Raw genomic sequence first — 20209 nt, 5'->3', positions numbered from 1 at the left:
CCTGCGAATGATGAATGGCAAGTATAGCCAGCAAATCGTTCGCCAGCGGGTAGTCTTCAACTCTTCAATGACTTATCAATGAAAAAGATACATATATTAGTTGCTACGCTGTTGCTGGGTTTTGCAACGTCCTGTAAAGAACAACTGGACGTAAAAAACCCGAACCAGCCGACGGTGAGCAGTGCCAATACGGAAACAGGTATCCTTAACTTAGCGCAGGGAGCCGCTTATATTAACGGGGCAAAAGAAATCAAGACCGACTTATACGACGGTATTCCCGGCTATTTTTGGTCGGGGGCTGTTGGCTTCCATGAGCTGATGGGCGATGCCATTGGCGAAGAAGCTGCCAACCAGTTCGGTAACCAGATTGGAGCGCCCGATTATGTGATTCTGGATGATGCTTCGAAAGTGTTGAATCCAAACGCACCTAATACGCAGTATGCCCTGATTCGTCAGGCCAACGTCAACGCCAACCAGGGATCAAATCCGCTATTTCATGAATGGTGGTATATGTACTCCCTGAATAGCCAGATGAATAAAGTGCTTCTGCTGGCAGATCAGGTTGCGTTTACGGGCGATGCTAAAGTCAAAAAAGCGACGATTCAGGCATGGGCTTACTGGTGGAAAGGATTCGCTTACTCGCGTTTAGGCTCCATGTATTACGCTGGCGTTATCAACAATGAGGCTAATGGCACCAATGCCAACTTTGTCGCGAAAGAAAAGCTGATTGAAGAAGCCAACGCTAATCTGGATAAAGCGGCTGCGTTACTGACGGCCGGTTCGACCGACTATACCGCCGTGATGACGCAGCTTATTCCTTCGTTTAATCAGGTGGGTAAAGGTGGAGTGCCGACTCCTGATATGTGGAAGCGTTCGATCAATACGCTGAAAGCACGTAACCTGCTGGTAAATACGCCATCGAAGACCATGACAGCTGCCCAATGGGCGCAGGTGCTAACGCTGACGACGGATGGGACAGGGGCAACCGATAATGTATTTACGGGCCGATCGAACCAGAACGGTGATTTTCTGTCTCCACAAACCGGTACGGTAGCGGCCAAAGCAACCGGCGATCCGGCGGGTGGAGCAACCTACAAAATCAGCGAACGGTTGATTCAGGATTTCAAAACAGGCGATCAGCGGTTAGCGAATAACTTCACCCAGCGAGCCACCCCCTGGATTGGCGAAAGCAGCCGGGGGAATGCCTTTAACACACGTTGGGCCTTGGTCGATGGAGGCAAGAAAATGGCCGGTGTTATTACGCTGAGTGATCGGTCACCCGGCGCTACGGAACTGTATCTGGCGGGCAGCTACGAAGAGAATGAACTCATGAAAGCGGAAGCACTGATCAATACCGGTAAAATCGAGGATGGTCTGAAATCGATTGATGCGGTTCGGAAAGCCGAGGGAGCTGGAATAGCTGCAGTAGCAGGTACGGGCCTAACGGCCGATCAGGCTAAAGAGGAACTCCGTCGCGAACGCCGGGTAGGTCTGGCATTCCGTGGCTTATCGTTCTACGATGCCCGCCGGTGGGGTGTTATCGACGACGTATCAAAAGGTGGTGGCCGTAAAGGAGCTGTGATTGTGGATAAAACTGGTAAAATAAGCACCAACGGAACAATCAATTACAATTTCCTCGATTATTGGGATGTGCCTGATAATGAGCTGGTTTACAACAAACCCGCTTCAGGCAGCGCTCCAACGACGAATCCGAAGCAATAAGACCTGGATTCGTAACGCGTAGGAAATGATTTACTAAAGAGAGATGCTACTACCCTGGAAGCATCTCTCTTTTATTTACTGGCAACGATATAGATAAAAATAGCGTACTATATTTAGGAGTGATTGCGACCGCGTTGATAAAATAGATATGGGCAGTTTACCCATGGATTTATACGACGAAATCAATTTTTTCGTTAAAAGCGGTAGCATCCTGATGGATTTTCAGTACATTGTTTTGCCGTCTAGTAAAGTTTCTACCCTAAAAGATTTTGCCTGGATTCTAATCTATACATGAGGAACTATTACAGTATTATTTGCGGAGTCTTATTGGCTATACTGCCCATGAGGCTATTGGCTCAGGGCCAGCGTATAACCGGTAGAGTAACATCAGCGCAAGATGGGTTGCCAATACCGGGTGTCAATATTCAGGTTAAGGGTACAACCACTGGCGCCAGTTCCGACGCTAATGGAAATTACAGCATTACCGCTCCGGGAGGCACGGCAGTTCTGGTACTGACCTCCATTGGTCTGGTAACACAGGAGGTCGCTGTCGGAAACCGTACAGTGGTCAATGTACAGATGCAGGAAGCTATCAATGAGCTGGCTCAGGTGGTTGTAACGGGTTACAATACGACCCAGCGAAAAGATATTACCGGTTCTATTGCTTCTGTCTCTCCCGATAAATTCAAAGATATTCCGGTGGCTAGCTTCGATCAGGCATTGCAGGGGCAGGCCGCTGGCGTGCAGGTGTCGCAATCGTCGGGTACGCCCGGTGGCGGACTAACGGTGCGCATACGTGGCAACACGTCAATTTCGGCCAGTAACCGACCTTTGTTCATTGTCGACGGGGTTCCGGTTGAAGATGGTAACTTGACGGGCCGCGATTTTGGTGGCCAGCAGGACAATGCGTTTTCGCTCTTCAACGCCAACGATATCGAATCCATTGAGGTGTTGAAAGATGCATCGGCAAAAGCGATCTACGGCTCCAGGGCTGCCAATGGTGTGGTACTTGTAACCACCAAACGGGGTAAATCGAATCAGAAAACGGGTTTCACTATCGATGTGCAGCGGGGCATGACCGACGTTGTTCGGCGGCCTGATTTGCTGAACTCGTCAGAATTGCTGGATTTGCAGCGGGAAGCTGTTACCAATGCCGGACTTGATCCCGATAAATTAGGGCTGGTGAAGGGCGTTACCGACGGCATTAGTACCGACTGGGTCGATGCTGTTCTGCGAAAAGGCGTTTACCAGCAGTACCAGCTGTCGACGCAGGGTGGTAATGATAAGACTCAGTTCTACCTCAGTGGAAGCTACCGCGATGAGCAGGGCGTTCAGATCAATAACCAGTTTACCCGCTATACCGGCCAGTTCAAGTTCGATCATAAAGCCACGCAGAAACTTTCATTCGGAACAAACATGACCTTGTCGCGCGCGTTCAACAAGCGCGTCAAAGGCGACAATTTTCTGGATGGGGTCTATTCGGGGGCTATGAAAAGCTTACCCTATTATGCTCCCTACAATGACCAGGGAAAACTGACTGTTCCCAACGATCCCGATTACCCTGGTTTTCCGAACTTTAACCCGCTGGCGCAGGCCGTTCTGCCCCGCTTCAATACGCTTACGGTTAAACTGCTGGCCGGTTTATACGCCGAATACGAAATTATTCAGAACCTTCGCTTCCGCTCGAAAGTCAGTATCGACTACAACAACGTAACGGAAGACAATTTTGAGCCATCGACAACGGCTATCGGGGGCTTTCTGGCCAGCGTTGGCGGTCAGGGGTATGGTGATTTCAGTAACTCGACACTCTCGACCCTGATCAATACAAATACCCTGAATTATAGCTTTCAGGTTGCCGAAAAACATCGATTCAATGCGTTGGCCGGACTTGAGATATTACAGCGTACCGAGCGTTCGGGTAATGTTCAGGGGCGTCTGTTTCCAAGCGATGATTTTACGTACATCACCTCGGCCGGTATTGTCGACCAGGGTACATCCGGCATTGTCAATAACAGTTTACTATCGACATTTGGCGAAGTTCGCTATGATTACGACGAAAAATATCTGGCCACCATCACGGCCCGTTACGATGGTTCGTCACGGTTTGGCCAGAGCAAGCGGTTTGGCGCATTCCCTTCTCTGTCACTGGCCTGGCGCGTTTCCAGCGAGCATTTTATGGAGAATTTTCGCTTCCTGAGCGATCTCAAGTTACGGGCCAGCTTCGGATATACGGGAAATGAACGCATTGGGGACTATCAGTTTCTGGGCACCTGGGCATCGACCACCTATAGCGGAGCAACGGGCGTAGGGCCAGCGGCATTGGCTAACCCGCTGCTGCAATGGGAGCGCACCCGCGAAGCAAACGTTGGTTTGGATGCTTCGTTTTTTAGCGGTCGGCTTAATGTAACGGTCGATGCCTATGATAACCTGACGGACAAGCTTCTCTTTGCGCAACCCATTCCCCAGACCACCGGCTTCAGTACCGTACAGGGTAATATCGGTAAGGTAAGCAACCGGGGTGTAGAATTGACAATTTCGACCGTAAACATCAATAAAGCGGTTCGCTGGAGTACCGATTTGAACCTGTCGCACAACGAAAACGAGGTCGTTGAACTGGCTAGTACCGAGCCGCTATTCCGGGGTTATACCGGAAATGGGGTCGGAGGTACCAATGTCATTGTGCAGGGGCAACCCTTAGGTACGTTTTGGGGTCTGAAATTCCTGGGCGTGGACCCCGCCACGGGTAATTCGATCTACAACGATAAAAACGGTGACGGACGCATCTCGCCTGATGATGGTCAGGTAATTGGTAATGCTCAACCGAAACTGTATGGTGGATTGACCAACCGTATTTCCTGGAAAGGCATCGATGTGAGTGCCCTGTTACAGTTCTCGTACGGCAATAGCATCCTGAATCTTTCGAATTCCACGCTGGTGAATACGGGTGCCGACATTCAGAATAACCAATCCCGGCAGGCCTTAAAGCGCTGGCGTAAAGAAGGCGATATTACCAGTGTTCCGAAGTATGTGTATCAGGATACATATAATAACTATTTGAGTAGTCGGTTTCTGGAAGATGGATCGTACCTGCGTTTGAAAAACGTATCGCTGGGCTATAACTTCCCGAAAAAATGGATCAGTAAATATAAAGTTGGCAACGCCCGACTCTATGCCTCGGCCACGAACCTCCTGACCTGGACGCGGTATTCGGGCGCTGATCCGGAAGTTAGCACACTCGATGGGTCAACGTCTGCACAGGGTATCGACTTTTTTACCTTCCCACAGGTAAAAACTGTGTTGGTCGGATTAACACTCACTTTCTAATTCGCATGGCTTCGACAGGTAGCGCAACGTTCAATATGATTCGCTTCGTACGATATAGTTTAGTAATAGCAATACTTGGTTTAGCCTCCTGTGAGCAGGTGCTGAACAAGGAGCCGGTAGCTCTGTTAGTTGACGATCTGGTGCTTAACGAGCCAAACGACGTACAACCCGTCCGGATCGGCTTATACAGTGCATTCCGGGGAATGGCGTCGCCTAACATGATTGCCGGTGACTTTACGGCTGATTACATTCAGCACAATGGAACGTTCACCGATTATCGGGAGCTGGGAACTAAGCAGATTACGGCGACCAATGGGGCCATCGACGCTTTATGGGGCGGTATTTACAACACGATCTATATTGCCAATTTTATTCAGGAAAAACTGCCTCTGGTGAGTGGCGTTTCTGAGGCCACGCGCAAGCAGGTAACGGCAGAAGCCAAGTTTATGCGCGGGTGGGCTAACTTTATTGGCGCATACACTTACGGCGATATTCCGAATGTAACAACTACGGATCAGCCTACAAATCGGAACATTGCCAGAACCGCCAAGGCAGATATCCTGACCGCCGTGTTGGCAGACTATAAGGCCGCGTTAACCGATTTGCCTTCTGTCGCATCCGGGTCTACGGATGTAACGACCAATGCCACCTACATGAATAAGATCAATTGCCAGGCAGCAATGGCCCGTTATTATCTGTACATGAAAAACTGGGCGCTGGCCGAACAAACGGCAACCACTGTGATTGGTTCAGGCGTGTATACGTTACAAACCAATTATTCCGATCTGGTGCTCCGGGATTTTACGGCTGAGTCGATTCTTGAAGTTGGTTATAACCTGTCTGATGATCCGGGTACGGGTAATTTTAGCTTAAATAACCTGTTTGTAAGCCGCCGGGAGGTCATTCCTTCCAATCAGGTTGTGGCCGCGCTTAACTCGACGGAGTCGGGTACGCGTAATTCCACAATCGGATTTAGCATTCAGAATCTAAAGGGCAACGACAATGGCTGGACCGTGCTTAAGTATGGCACCGCTTCAGAAGACAATAACAATATTGTATTGATTCGGCTTGCCGAGATGTACCTGATTCGCGCCGAAGCACGTGCTCAGCAGGGAAAGCTGACGGGCGCGAATGGGGCTGTTGCCGATCTGAATGTGTTGCGGACTCGCGCCAAGGCACCCGCTGTTTCGGTTACGGCTCAGGCCGATGTATTGCTGGCGGTTGAGCGGGAGCGTGTGTATGAACTGGCTTTTGAAGGACAGCGCTGGTACGATCTGGTTCGGACGGCACGCGCACAAGCGGTTATGTCGGCCTTTTCGCCAAACTGGAACAGTCGTTATGAAGTCTGGCCAATTCCACAACGCGAAATCCAGCAGAACCCAAGCCTGAAACAAAATCCCGGTTATTAGCAGAACATTGATTCAGTGGAAGCTACAAGATGAAAGATCAAACTACTTATAAACAATCCGGTCTGGAAAGACTAAATCCAGGCAGGCAGTGGTTAATCACCCTGCTGCTCGTTGTGGTCGTTGGCTGGATTGCAGGCGCCTGTCAGGAGGAAGACGTAAACCGCACCTTTGAGGGGCCATATTTTGTTCGGTTTACCGATTCAACGTTAACCTATAAGGAAAGCTACAGCAAGCCCATTGCGGTGCGGGTTCATAACGTTGGGCCGATCCTGAACCAGCCGATTACGGTCAATTATACCGTTAGCGGCACGGCTCGCGAAGGAAAAGACTATACCATTGTTGGTACGAAAGGAACGGTTATTATTCCCGCTAACAAGAGTTTCGGGGAAATTTCGGTACAACTGATCAACAATGCCAACAATATTCTGGATTCGCAGTCGCTTACGTTTGCCCTGACGGGTGTTCAGCCCAGTTCATTGCAGGTTGGGTTTGGTACTGGCGAAGTGCCTCTCGGTAAAACATTTACCCTGACCATTAAAGACGATTGCCTGTTTGGAGGAACCTATACAGGGAGTGGCGTTGTAGCCGGAAAAACGGCAACGGCGTCGGGCATAGAAATAACCAGTACCGATTGTAAGCTGTACACCCTGAGCAACTGGAATATTGGACTTATCAATTATGTGGTGGTGGGCAATAGTACGTTGTTTGGCTTTAATGCTGACAAACCAACGCTAACCTTTACCGATAATGGCGATAATTCACTAACGGTTCCGGCGCAGACCAATGGGGCCCTCGGCACGAATGGTTCACTGAGTGGCAGTGGCGCCTGGAATCCCCGCAATCGCCAGATTACATTGAATCTTCAGGCAAAAGTTCGCATTCAGATGACTCGGGATACAGTTGTAACATTCCGGGATACAACGCTTCTTTTTACACAGACATATACGCCCCAATAATCTGACTAATACGCTGAATTATGCGCCAATTTATACGCTTACTGCTGATTCCTGGTATAGTCGGGTGGCTGCTGGGAGGGTGTTCCGAGAAGCTTGAACCGAAACCAACGACCTATAGCCAGTTACTGACGGGCACTGATAAAAAAACCTGGAAGATGGTTTCGTTTCAGATTTTTGACGACGGTACTGGATCTGCTGTGATACCGGTTAATCAAAGTGGTATAGACCCCTGCATTACGGACGATCTGCTTACTTTTTATGCCAATGCCGAGCACAAACTGGAAGCAAGTGAAGGAGCCACCAAATGCGCAGCCAATGCGCCGGATATTTACCTGACTGATAGCTGGGATCTGGTCAATGCGAATGCAACCCTTGCGTTTTATATCCCTGTGCTGGATGGCAAGTATCTGGCAACACTTAAAACGCTGACAGCAAACGTTTTGACGATTGAGCTGTATTTTCAGGATATAAACGCCAGCTATCGGTTTACGTTCAACTCTGTTACTACCAAATAGGCGTATGTTTCGATTATTACTCTGCCTGTCAGTCGTTGTGATTCTTGGTCAATCCGTACAGGCGCAAACGTTGAAGTCAGGCCAGTGTGCGACTATGGAAATGGATAGTGCGCTTCGGGCAAGATTTCCACAGCTTGGCACGCTCAACGATTTCGAACGGGAGTTACAGCTCAAAATGATTGAGATCAAGAAGCGGATGGCTTCCAGTCGGCAAACGGCAACGGTCATCACCATTCCGGTAGTTGTTCATATCGTGCATAATGGAGAACCTGTCGGTAGTGGGCGAAATATTAGTGCCGCGCAGGTACAGGCGCAGTTGGAAACACTCAATGAAGATTACCGTCGTAAGGCCGGAACGCCCGGCTTTAATAGTAATGCGGTAGGCGCCGATATTGAAATTGAATTTTGCTCGGCTGTGGTTAACCCGCAGGGCCAGAACATGGCCGAACCGGGTATTGATCGGTATAATGGCAACCGGGCTAACTGGAATACCAGCGATATTGATGGCGTATTGAAACCCAGTACCTACTGGAATCCCGATAAATATTACAACATCTGGGTTGTTGACCTGAATGAAGTCGTTGCAGGTGGTGGGCAACTGTTGGGGTACGCACAGTTTCCGAGCCAGTCGAATCTGCCGGGTATACCTGCTGCCAGTCCGGCTAGCACCGATGGCGTTGTCATTGATTACCGTTCGTTTGGGAATGCCAGCAAAGGTAACTTCCCGACTATGCGGCCTACCTATAATCTGGGCCGTACGCTAACCCACGAAACAGGTCACTGGCTTGGGTTGCGGCACATCTGGGGCGATGCCAACTGCGGTGATGATTTCTGCGCCGATACGCCCCCACAGGCGTCGGCCAGTAGTGGATGCCCAACCGGTCGGGTTAGTTGCGGAGGAGCTAACATGGTGCAGAATTACATGGATTACTCCAATGATGCCTGCATGAATATCTTCACGCTGAATCAAAAAGACCGAATTCGGGCCGTTATGGAAATCAGCCCGCGACGAAACAGTCTGCTGACCGCCAACGTCTGTGGCACACAGGTCGTTACCCGCCCTACATCGAATTTTCAGGCCAACACCCGAAAAGTACTACTCGGGGGCCAGGTGCGGTTCAGCGACCTGTCGGGTGGTTTTCCGACCAAGTGGGAGTGGACCTTTGAAGGGGGTACACCGTCTACCTCTACCGAGCAAAATCCAACGGTTACCTACGCTCAGCCTGGCAAGTTCAAAGTAACACTCGTGACAACGAATGCAGTCGGCCAGTCGGACCCGCTGGTTCGTACCGAGTATGTCGAAGTCCTGAATCAGGGACTTTGTGCCGAAATTACCAACTTTAGTGGGACACCTACAGTAATACGGGAACCGGGTGGAACGGGCTATCTGGCCGGTCAGAACAGCAAGAAAGCGCAGGCTGTTTCCGAGTTTTTCGATAATACGCTGAGTTATAATAACCTGGCTGGGGCATCGCTGAAATTTGGTGTGGCTAAAGCAGCCAAAGGAGCAGCTACCGAGTCGGTTGTAACAGTGACCGTCTGGAACGGTCGCGGTTTCCAGAATGGCCCCGGTGCTATTCTGGGTCAGAAAGACGTTCCACTCCGGGTCATTCTTGACGACGTAGCCAACAATCGCCCAACAACGGTAACGTTCGACAGGAACGTACCGCTTTTCGGATTGTCTTACCACATTGGTATTACGCTGCCCTACGCTGCCGGAGATACCGTTGCGCTCGTAACCTCTAAAAATGGTGAATCCTTATTTGCTACCGCCTGGCGGCAAAACCAGAAAGGCGACTGGCTTCGTTATGCTGATAGCCTGGGGATAAACGTTTCGCACAACATTACCGCCCGCATTGGCATGAAGCCATCGGTGCAGGTAGCGTCCTCTTCGGTGTTTATCGATCCGGGTCAAACCGTTACGCTGAGCGCCACGGGAGCCAGCGTTTTCAACTGGACAGGTACGGGCCTGAACACAACCTTGGGACCACAGGTCGTAGCACAGCCAACACAAACCACTTCCTATACGGTGTCTGGCTCGGGTGTAGATCTGTGTACGGCGCAGGCCGTTGTGCAGGTGTATGTGCGGGCGGGCACCGTAACGGCCAACAACCCGCTGGTTGAGCAGGCCCTCTCGGTAACACCTAACCCAAGCGATGGGCAGATGACCGTCTCGTTCAGCAGTCCGCTCAAGGGCGCTTTGGTACTGGCCGTACGTAACCTGAATGGGGTTGAAATTGTCAGGCAGGCGCATCAGAAAACCGCCGATACCTTCGAACAATCGCTCAATCTGCAATCAGCCTCGGGCGGAGTTTACTTTGTGGAAGTCCGAATTGGTGATCAGGTGTTCAGGAAACGGGTCGTGAAGAATTAGGCCATAAACCAAACGGAGCCGAATTAAAATTCGGCTCCGTTTGGTTTATGGCTTTGTTTTTAACCATTGTAAACAGGTTAGGGCAGCCTTGTCTAGCTGCCCCGTTACTTATCTCATTTTAATCGCATAGATGGGAGCCAGCAACCATTCATTTGGTGCTATTTGTAGTTGTTCATCTTGATTATTTTTAAACAGATTATCCCAAAAACGTATTGACTGGCTGTAAATTGGGTTATTCGGGCAGGGAGTTGCGGTAGTATATGCTACGTAAACCGGTAGCGTAAACCAATGCCCCTTCGTCTGTGTGCAAGTCGTACAGAGCCAGTATTTTTGGCTCTCCAAAATTTTATTTTCGCCCAGTTTCTTTAACTCCTCACGCAGATCACCATTGAATGCAACACTATCTATTTTCCCCGTTTCAGCCAGGTGAAAACGAAAGTAGCCCATCGCAAAATAACAGCCGGCATCAGGCACGTTAGCCCTTAATGCAAAATCGTCCAGAAAATAACTAGCCGATTTCTGTTTACCATTTCTAGGTTCAGTATAGAGAAATCGTACTGGTTTTTCGGTTTGCGCTTGGGTAAATTCCAGAGAAAAAAGGAATAAAAAATATACCCAGGACCACTTATTAACGACAATCTTTTTTACCCAGTGAGCCATTTTTATAATTTGTATTCGTTAGTATAATTCTATTTTGTTCTGATGGTGATAAAGCCTTAAACTGGGGCGTAGCCCCTAATCCTCCCCAAGCTAAATCTATAGCGTCTTGTTGAGGCATACCATATAACCCCACTAAAGCCTGGGCCATTGGTTGTACATAGTCTGATGCCATATTGTTGTGATCAGCATCGTTGTCAAGTGGTTTACTATTTATTTCATGATAGTATCCATGTACGAGTTCATGAATCAAGGTAGCCGCAATATACTCTTCACTTGCTTGGCCTAATGCATTTGTATTATAGTTTAATTGGCCGTTTCCACTTGATGGTAAATACCAGCCATCAAGTCCTTTGTCAGCATCATATCCCTGTTGTAAGAATATTTTCTTTTGGGTGTTAGACGACATAAGATTTATCATCATCTGGCCCACTTTCTCACCAAAGATTTCAGTGCCTCCACTTGTCATATTAAATACAAATTCGGTAACCGCTTTAAGGCAAGGGTCGGTTAAATTGACTTCAATCTCATTAATATAGGGTCCTAGTTTAGTAGAAGTAAATTTTAGGATTTGCCCACTCCCCGAACCAGTCCCTGTACCTCCGGGATTGGTATTACCTCCAGGATTGTTACCACTACCATCATCTGAGCCCGTATTTCCCGAATCGCTGGAGCCGCCGTCACTGCCCTCCCAATCTCCCGCCGGCTGGCCATTATCACGATATTTTGCTGCTTTTACAGTTACCTCCTTAAGTAGAACGCACTCTTCGCATGGCTGTTTTCTAGCTCCTGGACTTGAATCAGAAAAACTTACCTGCTGACTGGCTAAAACCGTATTGGTACCGCAGATTTTAGCGGTAATGGTATAGGTATTTGGCCCTTCTCGGTTGTAATCCCATTCTGCATGAAAACCATGATAACGGGCTGCTGGATTGTTACCAAAAGCAGGGACTAAGTCCGATCGATCTTCCCGTGCTTTGCCCGAAGCCACTTTAACTCCATTGATATAAATATCGATTATCACGGTTTTATTCAAATCGCTTCCATCTAATGCCCAGCCCCAAATCCCTGTGCTGGTTAGGGCATCAACATGGCCTTGAGGGCTAGCTACTGAACAATCACCACTCGCTGGTGGATTTGTTGTAGTTGGCGGATTTGTTGTTCCTCCAGTCGGGTTGGCTTTTGGGTCCTCTTCTGCAAAGCAACTGGCTTGCCCGTAACTAACGGCTTCGAGCCAATGGCGGGGTTTGAAATTTGATCCGTCAGCATAGGCGGCATACCAGTACCCATTATACTGATGTGCGTAGATTACTTCTCCCCAACTGGTCGTTAACAAATATTGACCCTGGTTGAAATTGCACCCTCCGGTAGGCGGGTTTGGATTTGTGGGCGGATTAGGAGTAGACGAGCAGTTAACAGCAACGACCGACGAATTGACTTCATTGGCATCGTTGTTGACCTCCCGCACTTTGGCATTGTATGAACCACTGCCACTCATCGAAACGGTCTGACTAAAGGAGGGACCAACCAGATCATTGATTGCATTCACAATAGCATTATCCTTAAAAACCAGAATACTTATGCGATTGCTGTTACTGGTTGTTAAAGATCCGCTGATAGATAGGTTAGATCCTTCACAATTAGCGGTTAAGACGATGTTGTCACTTGCTACCCTGGCAGCAGCTTTATAGCTATTGGTTTTGATGGATAAGCGAGCTTTCTCCACAAACAGACTAGCTGCATTAGCATTTGCCTGTCCACGCAGGAGTCTGAATGCTGAGGCTTGTCCTGCTTTCGTAAAATAGCCTTTCAAAGTATAGGTTACACTGGGGTTGGTAGGCGAAAGCTGAGTACCAATGTAATCAGCATAGTCCCCGCCGGTTTGTATAAACCCATCAGGAGTTAGAATTTTTATTGCAAATGCATTTGATCCGGGAAGAATAAACAGTTGCGAAGAAAGAATGTCGAGATAGTGAGCGGTTATGGTAAGTTCCATTTCTTCGCCCGGAGCGACTGTCTGTTTGTTGGCCCGGAGGGTAAATCGGATGGGGTCATTATCAAAGCGGCTGTTTTGGCCTTTACGGGCTGGCGAAACAGGGACAGGCAGTTTTCTCTTGCTGACTGACAGTGTGGGCATGTCGACCTTGTCGACAGGTTCATCATTCGCAAATCCACTGGAACTGATCGACAGAACAGTTATGAATAGCAATGTGTAGTGTTTAAGTAATCTTAAGTTCATAATTAGGCTATTAATTTGCGGCAATAATAATAAAGGCTAACCGAAAAAAACAGTCTTATTATATAGTTTTTTATTTTTAGATTATTTAAAAATATAATTTATTGAAAGAATAGATTACTTTTTTGTTAATATACACTTGTGGGGGTTTCGTCTTAGTGTAAAAAGAAACCACGCAGTAAGGTATGTTCAAGTAATCTGGAGTCAATTAAACGGCTTGCGTTTGTATATGAAGCCGCTTATCAGATTCAACTGTTTGATTGAACAGCGAGAGGGGATAAGGTCCAATGGGCGAAGATGACTTTAATCCCAAAGATGATTACGCTTCAATGTTTGAGGCTGAGGGGAAGGCAATTACTGCCTGAACTATTGTTGACCTTCAGGATTAGTCTATTCTGACCTGCCAATTGTTGATAACTAAACTTATTATTTACTAGTTTAGTAAATCTATTCGATACAAGCCACTGACGCATGAATCAGCCTGTTGCTGCTCAGCCTAATCCACACCCACCAGAAGAACATGTATTGCTTCGTTCGTATGATCAATTGCAGACTGCCCTTAGTATAGGGCTGATTGCAACCTGGTTCTGGGATATTGGCAGCGATAGAGTTTATGGCGATTCAAACTTGTTTGAGCTTTTTGGCATAACTGATACACCAGAGGCAAATGGATTGCCACTAAGCACGTTCACCGACAATATTCACCCCGATGATCGGCCCCATGTCACGCGTCTGATCGATGAGGCCATGCATCTGGATCGCAGTTTCGAAGCCGAATATCGAATTGTTGTCGATGTTCTTGATCCAAAATGGGTTCTTGCACGCGGACGATTGACCTATGATATAACTAAACGACCCGTGACGTTCTCCGGCGTATTGGTCGATGTGACGGATCGGAAACGCGCTGAAATTCGTGCTCAGGAGGTTGAAGGACGGCTACGCTTAGCGATTGAATCGGCTCAATTAGGAACCTGGAACCTGAATCCATTGACCGGAGAACTGGTCTGGTCGGATCGCACGAAAGAACTTTTTGGACTACCACCAACTGCCCAGATAGATTATGCTGTGTTTTTGCGGGGAATTCATCCCGATGACCGGGCGCGAACCGATGAGATTGTGCAGGCTGCCCTGAAACCAGGAAGCAATGGGCGTTATGATATTGAGTACCGGACAGTTGGAATTGAAGATGGCAGGCTTCGCTGGATTCGTGCCAACGGCCAGGCTTTCTTTAATGAACAGGGGCTCGCCAGTCGATTTACGGGAACCGTCATTGATATTACAGCCAGTAAACGCACGGAAGAAATACTGCAGGAGCGGGTCAATGAACAAACCAGGGATCTGGAACAACAGACGCACCAGTTACGGACTACGCTGGATGCTTCGCTCAATAGCATTATCGCCATGACCGCAATGCGTGATGAGGCCGGTATGATCATTGATTTTATGATGAATACGGCCAATGAAGCGGTTGTCAAAAGTAACTTTATGACGCCTGATCAGATTATTGGCCGGTCGTTATTGACAGTATTTCCTGGAAATCGTGAAAACGGCTTTTATGACTTGTATGTGCGGGTTGTCGAAACCGGGCGGGCTGAAGGCAGTATTCAGTATTACCAGGACGAATTTGGACTGGAGGGATGGTTTGAAGTGTCGGCCGTTAAACAGGGTAGCGATGGCGTTGTGGTTACCTTCAACAACATTACCGACCGGAAAAAGGCCGAGCTGGCGGCTTTACAGCAAGCCGCCGAATTGAAAGAGGCTGTTGCCGAATTAAAACGCTCGAATGAAAATCTGCAACAGTTCGCTCAGATAGCCTCGCACGATTTGCAGGAGCCACTCCGGCGTATTCAGTCGTTTAGCGATATGCTGAAGAGTCAATTTATGGATAGCCTGTCAGATGGTGAGACCGATTTGATCCGTCGTATTCAGAAGTCGGCCCGGCGCATGCAGATGCTGATTAAAGATTTGCTGACGTATTCTCAACTCACAACACAGCGAGAACCCTTCCTGCCAATTTCGCTGACCAATGTACTGACGGATGTTATCAGCGACCTTGAAATGACGATTGCCGAGAAGAACGCCATTATTGACACGGTGCCATTACCGATTATATTGGGTAGCGCATCGCGGCTTCGACAGCTTTTTCAGAACCTCATTGCCAATGCACTTAAATTTGCGCAATCGGGCCAGCAGCCCCTACTACAGATCCGTTTTCACCCGGCCCTGACCGACGGACTTCCCCCGAAACTTCAGGATCAGTCCGGGCGAACTTTCTGGCTGATTACGGTTGCCGATAATGGAATTGGCTTCGACGAAAAATACAAAGACCGTATTTTTACACCGTTTCAGCGGTTACACGATCAAACCATTTATAGTGGAACGGGTATCGGGCTGGCCATTTGTCAGCGCGTGGTCGAGAGTCACGGTGGCGCTATCGATGCTACCAGCCAGCCGGGTCGCGGATCAACATTCAACGTGTTTCTGCCCGTTTTTGAGTCTTTACCGGGCAAAATTCAATAAACCGCCAGGTGGTATTCATCAGGATTTCGTTCGCTGGAAAACAGTTTGGTAGGCAATAAATGTTTGTTTGGCTGCTGCAACAACTTCATCGGGATTGTCGGCACCTTTTCGAACCAGAAAAGCGCCGAAATCACGCCAGCGATGACCGGTTTCTGCCCCATACCCTTCATAAAAACGGGCTTTTGCCAGCAACGGCTGTACTGCCTGATTTTTCTGGAGGAGTTTCCAGATAACCGTGCCGCCCAGCATTGAACCTTCGCCAACATAGGCCGCTCCTAACAAAGCACCCGGCGACCAGCCCGCAAACAAGGCAGGCATTGGTTGAGGAAGGGGCAGCGACAGATAGGCCAGATCGGCCGTTAACCACGTTGTTTTTTGTCGGGTTTTAGGTTCATATTCCTCAAAGAAAGCAGGATGTCGGTCGATGGCTGATTCTAAAGCCTGATGAAATGCCAGATGGGTGCGAAGCAGATGGCCGTATTCTGCGGCCGATAGGGTCCCATTTCGAAGCGCTTCGGTATAGAAAAGCTGCTCCGTTTGCTCATGTAGCGTTCGGGTTTCGTGTCGGAGCCGTTCGGGTAAAGATGTCATTTGTTATCGATTCGGGTGTTGTTTTCAAGCCAGAAATCATACAGACGGCTCAACAATTTTCCGGTAGCCTGATAAGTACCCGGCTTTACAACATAGGCGTTGATCCCTGCTTCGTAGGCAGATCGGATATCGCTGGGGTTATCGGATGTGCTGAACGCAATGATTGGCAGAAATCGAGTGCGGTCGAGGTTGCGGGCGCGCTGTACGACCTCAATACCACTAAAACCGACCAGATTAAGGTCCAGTAACAATAGTTTAGGTAATGGAGCGACCTGCTTTTGGTATTGACCCTGGCCTTCCAGATAATCGACTGCTTCGGAACCGCTGCTCAGGATGGTATAGGTGATGGGGCGCTGTAACTTTTGCATCAGCCGGCTGAATATATCCGCATCATTCGCATTATCTTCAATGTATAGAACATCTGCCATACGTTATAAGGTAGTCGCTATCGGTAAAGAAACGTAAAAAGTTGTTCCCCGGTTGGGTTCGCTGTGATACCAGATCTTACCCTCATGCCGGTTTATAATTCGTTTAACAATGGCCAGTCCAACACCGGAACCTTCAAAAGACCGGGCATTTTCTAATCGTTTGAATAAATCAAACATCTTGCCCGCCTGTTTCATATCGAAGCCGATACCATTGTCTTCTACTGAATAAATGACTTCGCCGTCAGTTTGTTTTCCCGTGACATGAATAATGGCTTCCGGAGATAAGCTCGTATATTTAGCTGCGTTACTAAGCAAATTTGTAAATAACTGAATGGCCATCGTTTCATCGGCCACTATGGGCGGTGTGTCGCCAATGTCTATTGTTAAGGACCGGTCTTTGGCAGTAACCAGAATCTCTTCCCGAATACCCTCCAGCAAATGACGCATATCAATTGGCTCGGTATTCAACTCAGTACGGCCCATTCGTGAATAGTACAAGATATGCCGGATGAGGGCCCGCATTCGCTCCGTAGAGTCAATAACTTTCTGGAACAGGACGTGGGCATCCGGTGGAAAGTCCTGACCGTATTCTTCAAGCAGAATTTCCGAATAACATCGAATTGACGATAAAGGCGTACGCAAATCGTGCGAGACGGTGTAGCTAAAGGCATCCAGTTCATCATAGGCCAGTTGCAGCCGCTGGTTCAGGACCCGGATTTCGTTAGCCTGTTTGGTAATTACCTGCAAAACATCTTCGCGTAGCTTGATGACCGCCGACACTTCGGCCTCCGACCAGGGTTCCGATGTGTTCCGGACGGTTTGTGTCCAGGCTTCAAAACTTTTTCGGGGACTAATGCGCTCCTGCCCATTTTCGCCGACTGTTACGGGCTTATCCGGGTTTCCGGCCCACGTAACTTGCTGAATTTGTTCGGGTTTAAACCAGAAAACATATTCATTTAGCTCTTTTGACAGAACAGTGGCTAAAAGCCCTGATCCTAGGTCCCGAAACTCTTCGCTGGGTGGATACAGCGCAGCGAGTTGACTCGTCTCCAGAAACGTTTCGGTATCGCTGGCTTTAAGCCAGTCGGCCAGTGCACGAATGTCAGTCTCGCTGGGCGTCTTGCCCAGTCGATAAATGTGGTTATTGAACAGAAGGGCCGCTCCGGTGGCTTTTGTCAGATCCAGAATAGTATGTGATCGTTTCGTGAGGGCCTGCACTACATTCTCATCGATCAATAATTGCTCATGAATGTACTGGCCATGCTGACGATAGAGCAACAAATTACTCTGATCTTCTTCGTCCTTCCGAAATTCAAGCGCGGTCGATAGCAGCTGGCTCACAAATTTGGCGGCTTGCCGCGCCGGATAATCGACAAAGCGGGGAATCGTGTTGTGGCATGAGATTAACCCCCATAGCTCACCCCGATACAGCAGCGAAATACTCATGGACGCCTGCACGCCCATGTTGTTGAGGTATTCAATGTGAATGGGTGATACCGCTCTGAGTACGGAATGGGTAAGGTCTAATGGACGATCCTCCGGCCAATCTGGCTGCGATAAGATACGGGATGGTGTACTGGTGGCATCGGCAATCAAACGTACCAGATTAACTTTATATAATTCACGAGCCTGACGTGGTATATCGGATGCCGGATAATGCAGCCCCAGATAGGGTTCCAGATGGGGTTCTTTGGCTTCGGCAATAACATGCCCGTGCCAGTCGGCCTCAAAACGATAGACCATAACCCGGTCAAAGCCAATGATCTTTTTTACCCGCTGAGCCGTATTTTGTAATAGATCCGTGAGGGTTCGACTTGCCTGAACCTCCGTCAGGGCCTGCGCAATCAGTTGCTGATTCCTGAGCGGATTATGGTCGCCAACGGGTTCCCATTCCAGAATAATAAGCCCGTTATGTTGATGAGTGATCAGGTTCCAGGCTTTTTCGTTTATAACGAATTGATGTGGGTTCATACTATCCCAGGAACCGCTTCGCCGGCCTACGTTCAGCAGTTCAACCAGCGCATTGACCGATAAATCAGTTTTGGCTGGTATCGAGCCAAGCGGTTGCCCCAGTATCTGGTCAGCAGAAATGCCAAATAGATCGGCAATATTGTCACTCGCATGAACGATCGAATAAGTATCGGGCAGAATGGCCAGTAAATAGCCGTAGGATTGAATGGAGCCGAGAATGTGGATCGGCTCTCGTTCACAGTTAGTTAGGTCAACGTTTGAAAGAGTCATTCAACGAGAATAAGTTCGCAGATTGCCTGGTATAAACAGATAAAAAACACAATGACGGTTTGCAATATAAGCATAGACGAAATCTGTTTTATAGAAACCTATCGATGGCGCTATTGTTTTCTATGAGTAACTTTCAGGCCTCTTTCTGTCAGCTAGTTAGTGAACTGGCGGTTACATTATTCGTATGCTAAGGGAGTACTTTTATGGATCCGTTGGCTAGCTGATTAATGCCGAAAACAGTAGAACCGCTGATAGCTCCGTCTTCTCTATATCTAACGTTTTTATTGTTTATGAATAACTGTTGCAACGCCATATTTCAAGTACTAGTAATGCTGCTGACAGGCTTCCTGATCGTTGGCCATAGGGTTAATGCCCAGGCCGTTGATTCCGTAAAAGTTGTTGCGCCAGGAGCTACCCTTCGCCAGATTTCGAGCCAGTTCGCGTTTACTGAAGGGCCAACTGTCAATAAGAAAGGAGACATTTACTTCACCGATCAACCCAACGACAAAATCTGGACGTATGATACAGGCGGAAAACTGTCGGTTTATATGGATAAAGCTGGTCGTTCCAATGGATTATATTTTGATAAAAAAGGTAATCTGATTTCCTGTGCCGATGAAAAAGATGAATTGTGGTCGATTAGCCCGGGAAAGAAAATTACTGTCCTCCTGAGTAATTTTAAGGGTCTTCGGCTCAATGGCCCCAACGATTTATGGATTGACCCCAAAGGCGGTATCTATTTCACCGATCCCTATTACCAGCGCGACTATTGGGAGCGAAAAAAACCGGATATCGATGGGCAGAAAGTTTATTATCTACCCAAAGATGCCAAAGAGGCCATTGTCGTCGATAGCGATTTGATGCAGCCAAATGGTATTGTCGGCACTCCCGATGGGAAAAGCCTGTTTGTTGCCGATATTCGGGCCAGTAAAACCTATAAATACCAGATCAATCCGGATGGAAGCTTAACAAATCGACAACTCTATATTGCGCAGGGCTCAGACGGTATGACCCTTGATAATCAGGGTAATTTGTATCTGTCAGGAAAGGGTGTTACGGTCTATGATCCTGCCGGTAAGAAGCTGGGAACAATTCCGGTGCCTTCCCGTTGGGTTGGCAATATTTGTTTCGGAGGTAAAGATCGGCGGACACTGTTTATTACAGCGTCGGAGTCTGTTTATACGCTTCAGATGCAGGTAAAAGGCGTAGAATAATAGACTGACTGCATCTACAGGT

The 20209-nt window shown here is 48.3% G+C and carries 13 protein-coding genes; 8 read left to right on the top strand and 5 right to left on the bottom strand.

Annotation, left to right across the window (positions count from 1 at the left end):
* The first annotated feature begins 78 nt into the window (after window positions 1–78).
* From G8759_RS30005 to G8759_RS29980, 6 genes are all read left to right on the top strand, one after another.
* A complete protein-coding gene (locus G8759_RS30005; RefSeq protein WP_167216599.1) occupies window positions 79–1722 on the top strand; it encodes a RagB/SusD family nutrient uptake outer membrane protein in 1644 nt (547 codons plus the stop codon).
* Between the two features lie 342 nt (window positions 1723–2064).
* Entirely contained in the window at window positions 2065–5046 is a 2982-nt protein-coding gene (locus tag G8759_RS30000) for a SusC/RagA family TonB-linked outer membrane protein (protein WP_232074001.1), read from the top strand.
* Between the two features lie 5 nt (window positions 5047–5051).
* Window positions 5052–6455 carry a RagB/SusD family nutrient uptake outer membrane protein gene (locus G8759_RS29995; protein ID WP_232074000.1) on the top strand — a complete coding sequence of 468 codons (1404 nt, stop codon included), beginning with the start codon at window positions 5052–5054 and terminating at the stop codon, window positions 6453–6455.
* A 29-nt stretch (window positions 6456–6484) separates the two neighbouring features.
* On the top strand, window positions 6485–7411 hold the full coding sequence (locus G8759_RS29990; protein WP_167216595.1) for a Calx-beta domain-containing protein: 927 nt from the start codon (window positions 6485–6487) through the stop codon (window positions 7409–7411).
* Between the two features lie 20 nt (window positions 7412–7431).
* On the top strand, window positions 7432–7926 hold the full coding sequence (locus G8759_RS29985) for a hypothetical protein (protein ID WP_167216593.1): 495 nt from the start codon (window positions 7432–7434) through the stop codon (window positions 7924–7926).
* Between the two features lie 4 nt (window positions 7927–7930).
* Window positions 7931–10300 (top strand): M43 family zinc metalloprotease, encoded by a 2370-nt coding sequence (locus G8759_RS29980; protein ID WP_167216591.1) that lies wholly within the window; start codon window positions 7931–7933, stop codon window positions 10298–10300.
* 108 nt (window positions 10301–10408) lie between these two features.
* Here the strand turns inward: G8759_RS29980 and G8759_RS29975 are convergent, their stop codons facing one another.
* Window positions 10409–10960 (bottom strand): hypothetical protein, encoded by a 552-nt coding sequence (locus tag G8759_RS29975; protein WP_167216589.1) that lies wholly within the window; start codon window positions 10958–10960, stop codon window positions 10409–10411.
* Window positions 10929–13196, bottom strand: coding sequence for a type III secretion system effector protein (locus tag G8759_RS29970; RefSeq protein ID WP_167216587.1), 2268 nt, complete (start codon window positions 13194–13196; stop codon window positions 10929–10931). The genes G8759_RS29975 and G8759_RS29970 overlap by 32 nt, the downstream gene beginning before the upstream one ends.
* 468 nt (window positions 13197–13664) lie before the next feature.
* Between G8759_RS29970 and G8759_RS29965 the strand changes: the two genes are divergently transcribed.
* Entirely contained in the window at window positions 13665–15713 is a 2049-nt protein-coding gene (locus G8759_RS29965) for a PAS domain-containing sensor histidine kinase (protein ID WP_167216585.1), read from the top strand.
* An 18-nt stretch (window positions 15714–15731) separates the two neighbouring features.
* Here G8759_RS29965 and G8759_RS29960 read toward each other — a convergent pair whose 3' ends face one another.
* Genes G8759_RS29960 through G8759_RS29950 form a run of 3 tightly spaced genes read right to left on the bottom strand, consistent with a single transcriptional unit; the run spans window position 15732 to window position 18973 of the window.
* The gene (locus G8759_RS29960; protein WP_167216583.1) at window positions 15732–16304 is read right to left on the bottom strand and encodes a biliverdin-producing heme oxygenase; all 573 of its coding nucleotides are present in this window, start codon (window positions 16302–16304) and stop codon (window positions 15732–15734) included.
* Complete coding sequence (locus G8759_RS29955) at window positions 16301–16732, bottom strand: response regulator (protein ID WP_167216581.1); 432 nt, start codon at window positions 16730–16732, stop codon at window positions 16301–16303. Before G8759_RS29955 ends, G8759_RS29960 begins: the two co-directional genes overlap by 4 nt.
* 3 nt (window positions 16733–16735) lie before the next feature.
* Window positions 16736–18973 (bottom strand): ATP-binding protein, encoded by a 2238-nt coding sequence (locus G8759_RS29950; protein WP_167216579.1) that lies wholly within the window; start codon window positions 18971–18973, stop codon window positions 16736–16738.
* Window positions 18974–19302: 329 nt separating this feature from the next.
* Here G8759_RS29950 and G8759_RS29945 point away from each other — a divergent pair, with 329 nt between their 5' ends.
* Window positions 19303–20187 carry an SMP-30/gluconolactonase/LRE family protein gene (locus G8759_RS29945; RefSeq protein ID WP_167216577.1) on the top strand — a complete coding sequence of 295 codons (885 nt, stop codon included), beginning with the start codon at window positions 19303–19305 and terminating at the stop codon, window positions 20185–20187.
* The last annotated feature ends 22 nt before the right edge of the window (window positions 20188–20209 follow it).

Origin of the sequence: Spirosoma aureum, assembly GCF_011604685.1 — a bacterium.
Classification (GTDB): Bacteria; Bacteroidota; Bacteroidia; order Cytophagales; family Spirosomataceae; genus Spirosoma; species Spirosoma aureum.
Note: the sequence above shows the minus strand (reverse complement) of the source record. Positions and strands in the feature narration are given on the sequence as shown.

Excerpts from the sequence above, each read along its gene's own strand:
- G8759_RS29990 (WP_167216595.1), top strand. The coding sequence starts at position 6,485 with ATGAAAGATCAAACTACTTATAAACAATCCGGTCTGGAAAGACTAAAT.
- G8759_RS29985 (WP_167216593.1), top strand. The coding sequence starts at position 7,432 with ATGCGCCAATTTATACGCTTACTGCTGATTCCTGGTATAGTCGGGTGG.
- G8759_RS30000 (WP_232074001.1), top strand. The coding sequence starts at position 2,065 with ATGAGGCTATTGGCTCAGGGCCAGCGTATAACCGGTAGAGTAACATCA.
- G8759_RS30005 (WP_167216599.1), top strand. The coding sequence starts at position 79 with ATGAAAAAGATACATATATTAGTTGCTACGCTGTTGCTGGGTTTTGCA.
- G8759_RS29980 (WP_167216591.1), top strand. The coding sequence starts at position 7,931 with ATGTTTCGATTATTACTCTGCCTGTCAGTCGTTGTGATTCTTGGTCAA.
- G8759_RS29960 (WP_167216583.1), bottom strand. The coding sequence starts at position 16,304 with ATGACATCTTTACCCGAACGGCTCCGACACGAAACCCGAACGCTACAT.
- G8759_RS29950 (WP_167216579.1), bottom strand. The coding sequence starts at position 18,973 with ATGACTCTTTCAAACGTTGACCTAACTAACTGTGAACGAGAGCCGATC.
- G8759_RS29970 (WP_167216587.1), bottom strand. The coding sequence starts at position 13,196 with ATGAACTTAAGATTACTTAAACACTACACATTGCTATTCATAACTGTT.
- G8759_RS29955 (WP_167216581.1), bottom strand. The coding sequence starts at position 16,732 with ATGGCAGATGTTCTATACATTGAAGATAATGCGAATGATGCGGATATA.
- G8759_RS29965 (WP_167216585.1), top strand. The coding sequence starts at position 13,665 with ATGAATCAGCCTGTTGCTGCTCAGCCTAATCCACACCCACCAGAAGAA.
- G8759_RS29975 (WP_167216589.1), bottom strand. The coding sequence starts at position 10,960 with ATGGCTCACTGGGTAAAAAAGATTGTCGTTAATAAGTGGTCCTGGGTA.
- G8759_RS29995 (WP_232074000.1), top strand. The coding sequence starts at position 5,052 with ATGGCTTCGACAGGTAGCGCAACGTTCAATATGATTCGCTTCGTACGA.
- G8759_RS29945 (WP_167216577.1), top strand. The coding sequence starts at position 19,303 with ATGCTGCTGACAGGCTTCCTGATCGTTGGCCATAGGGTTAATGCCCAG.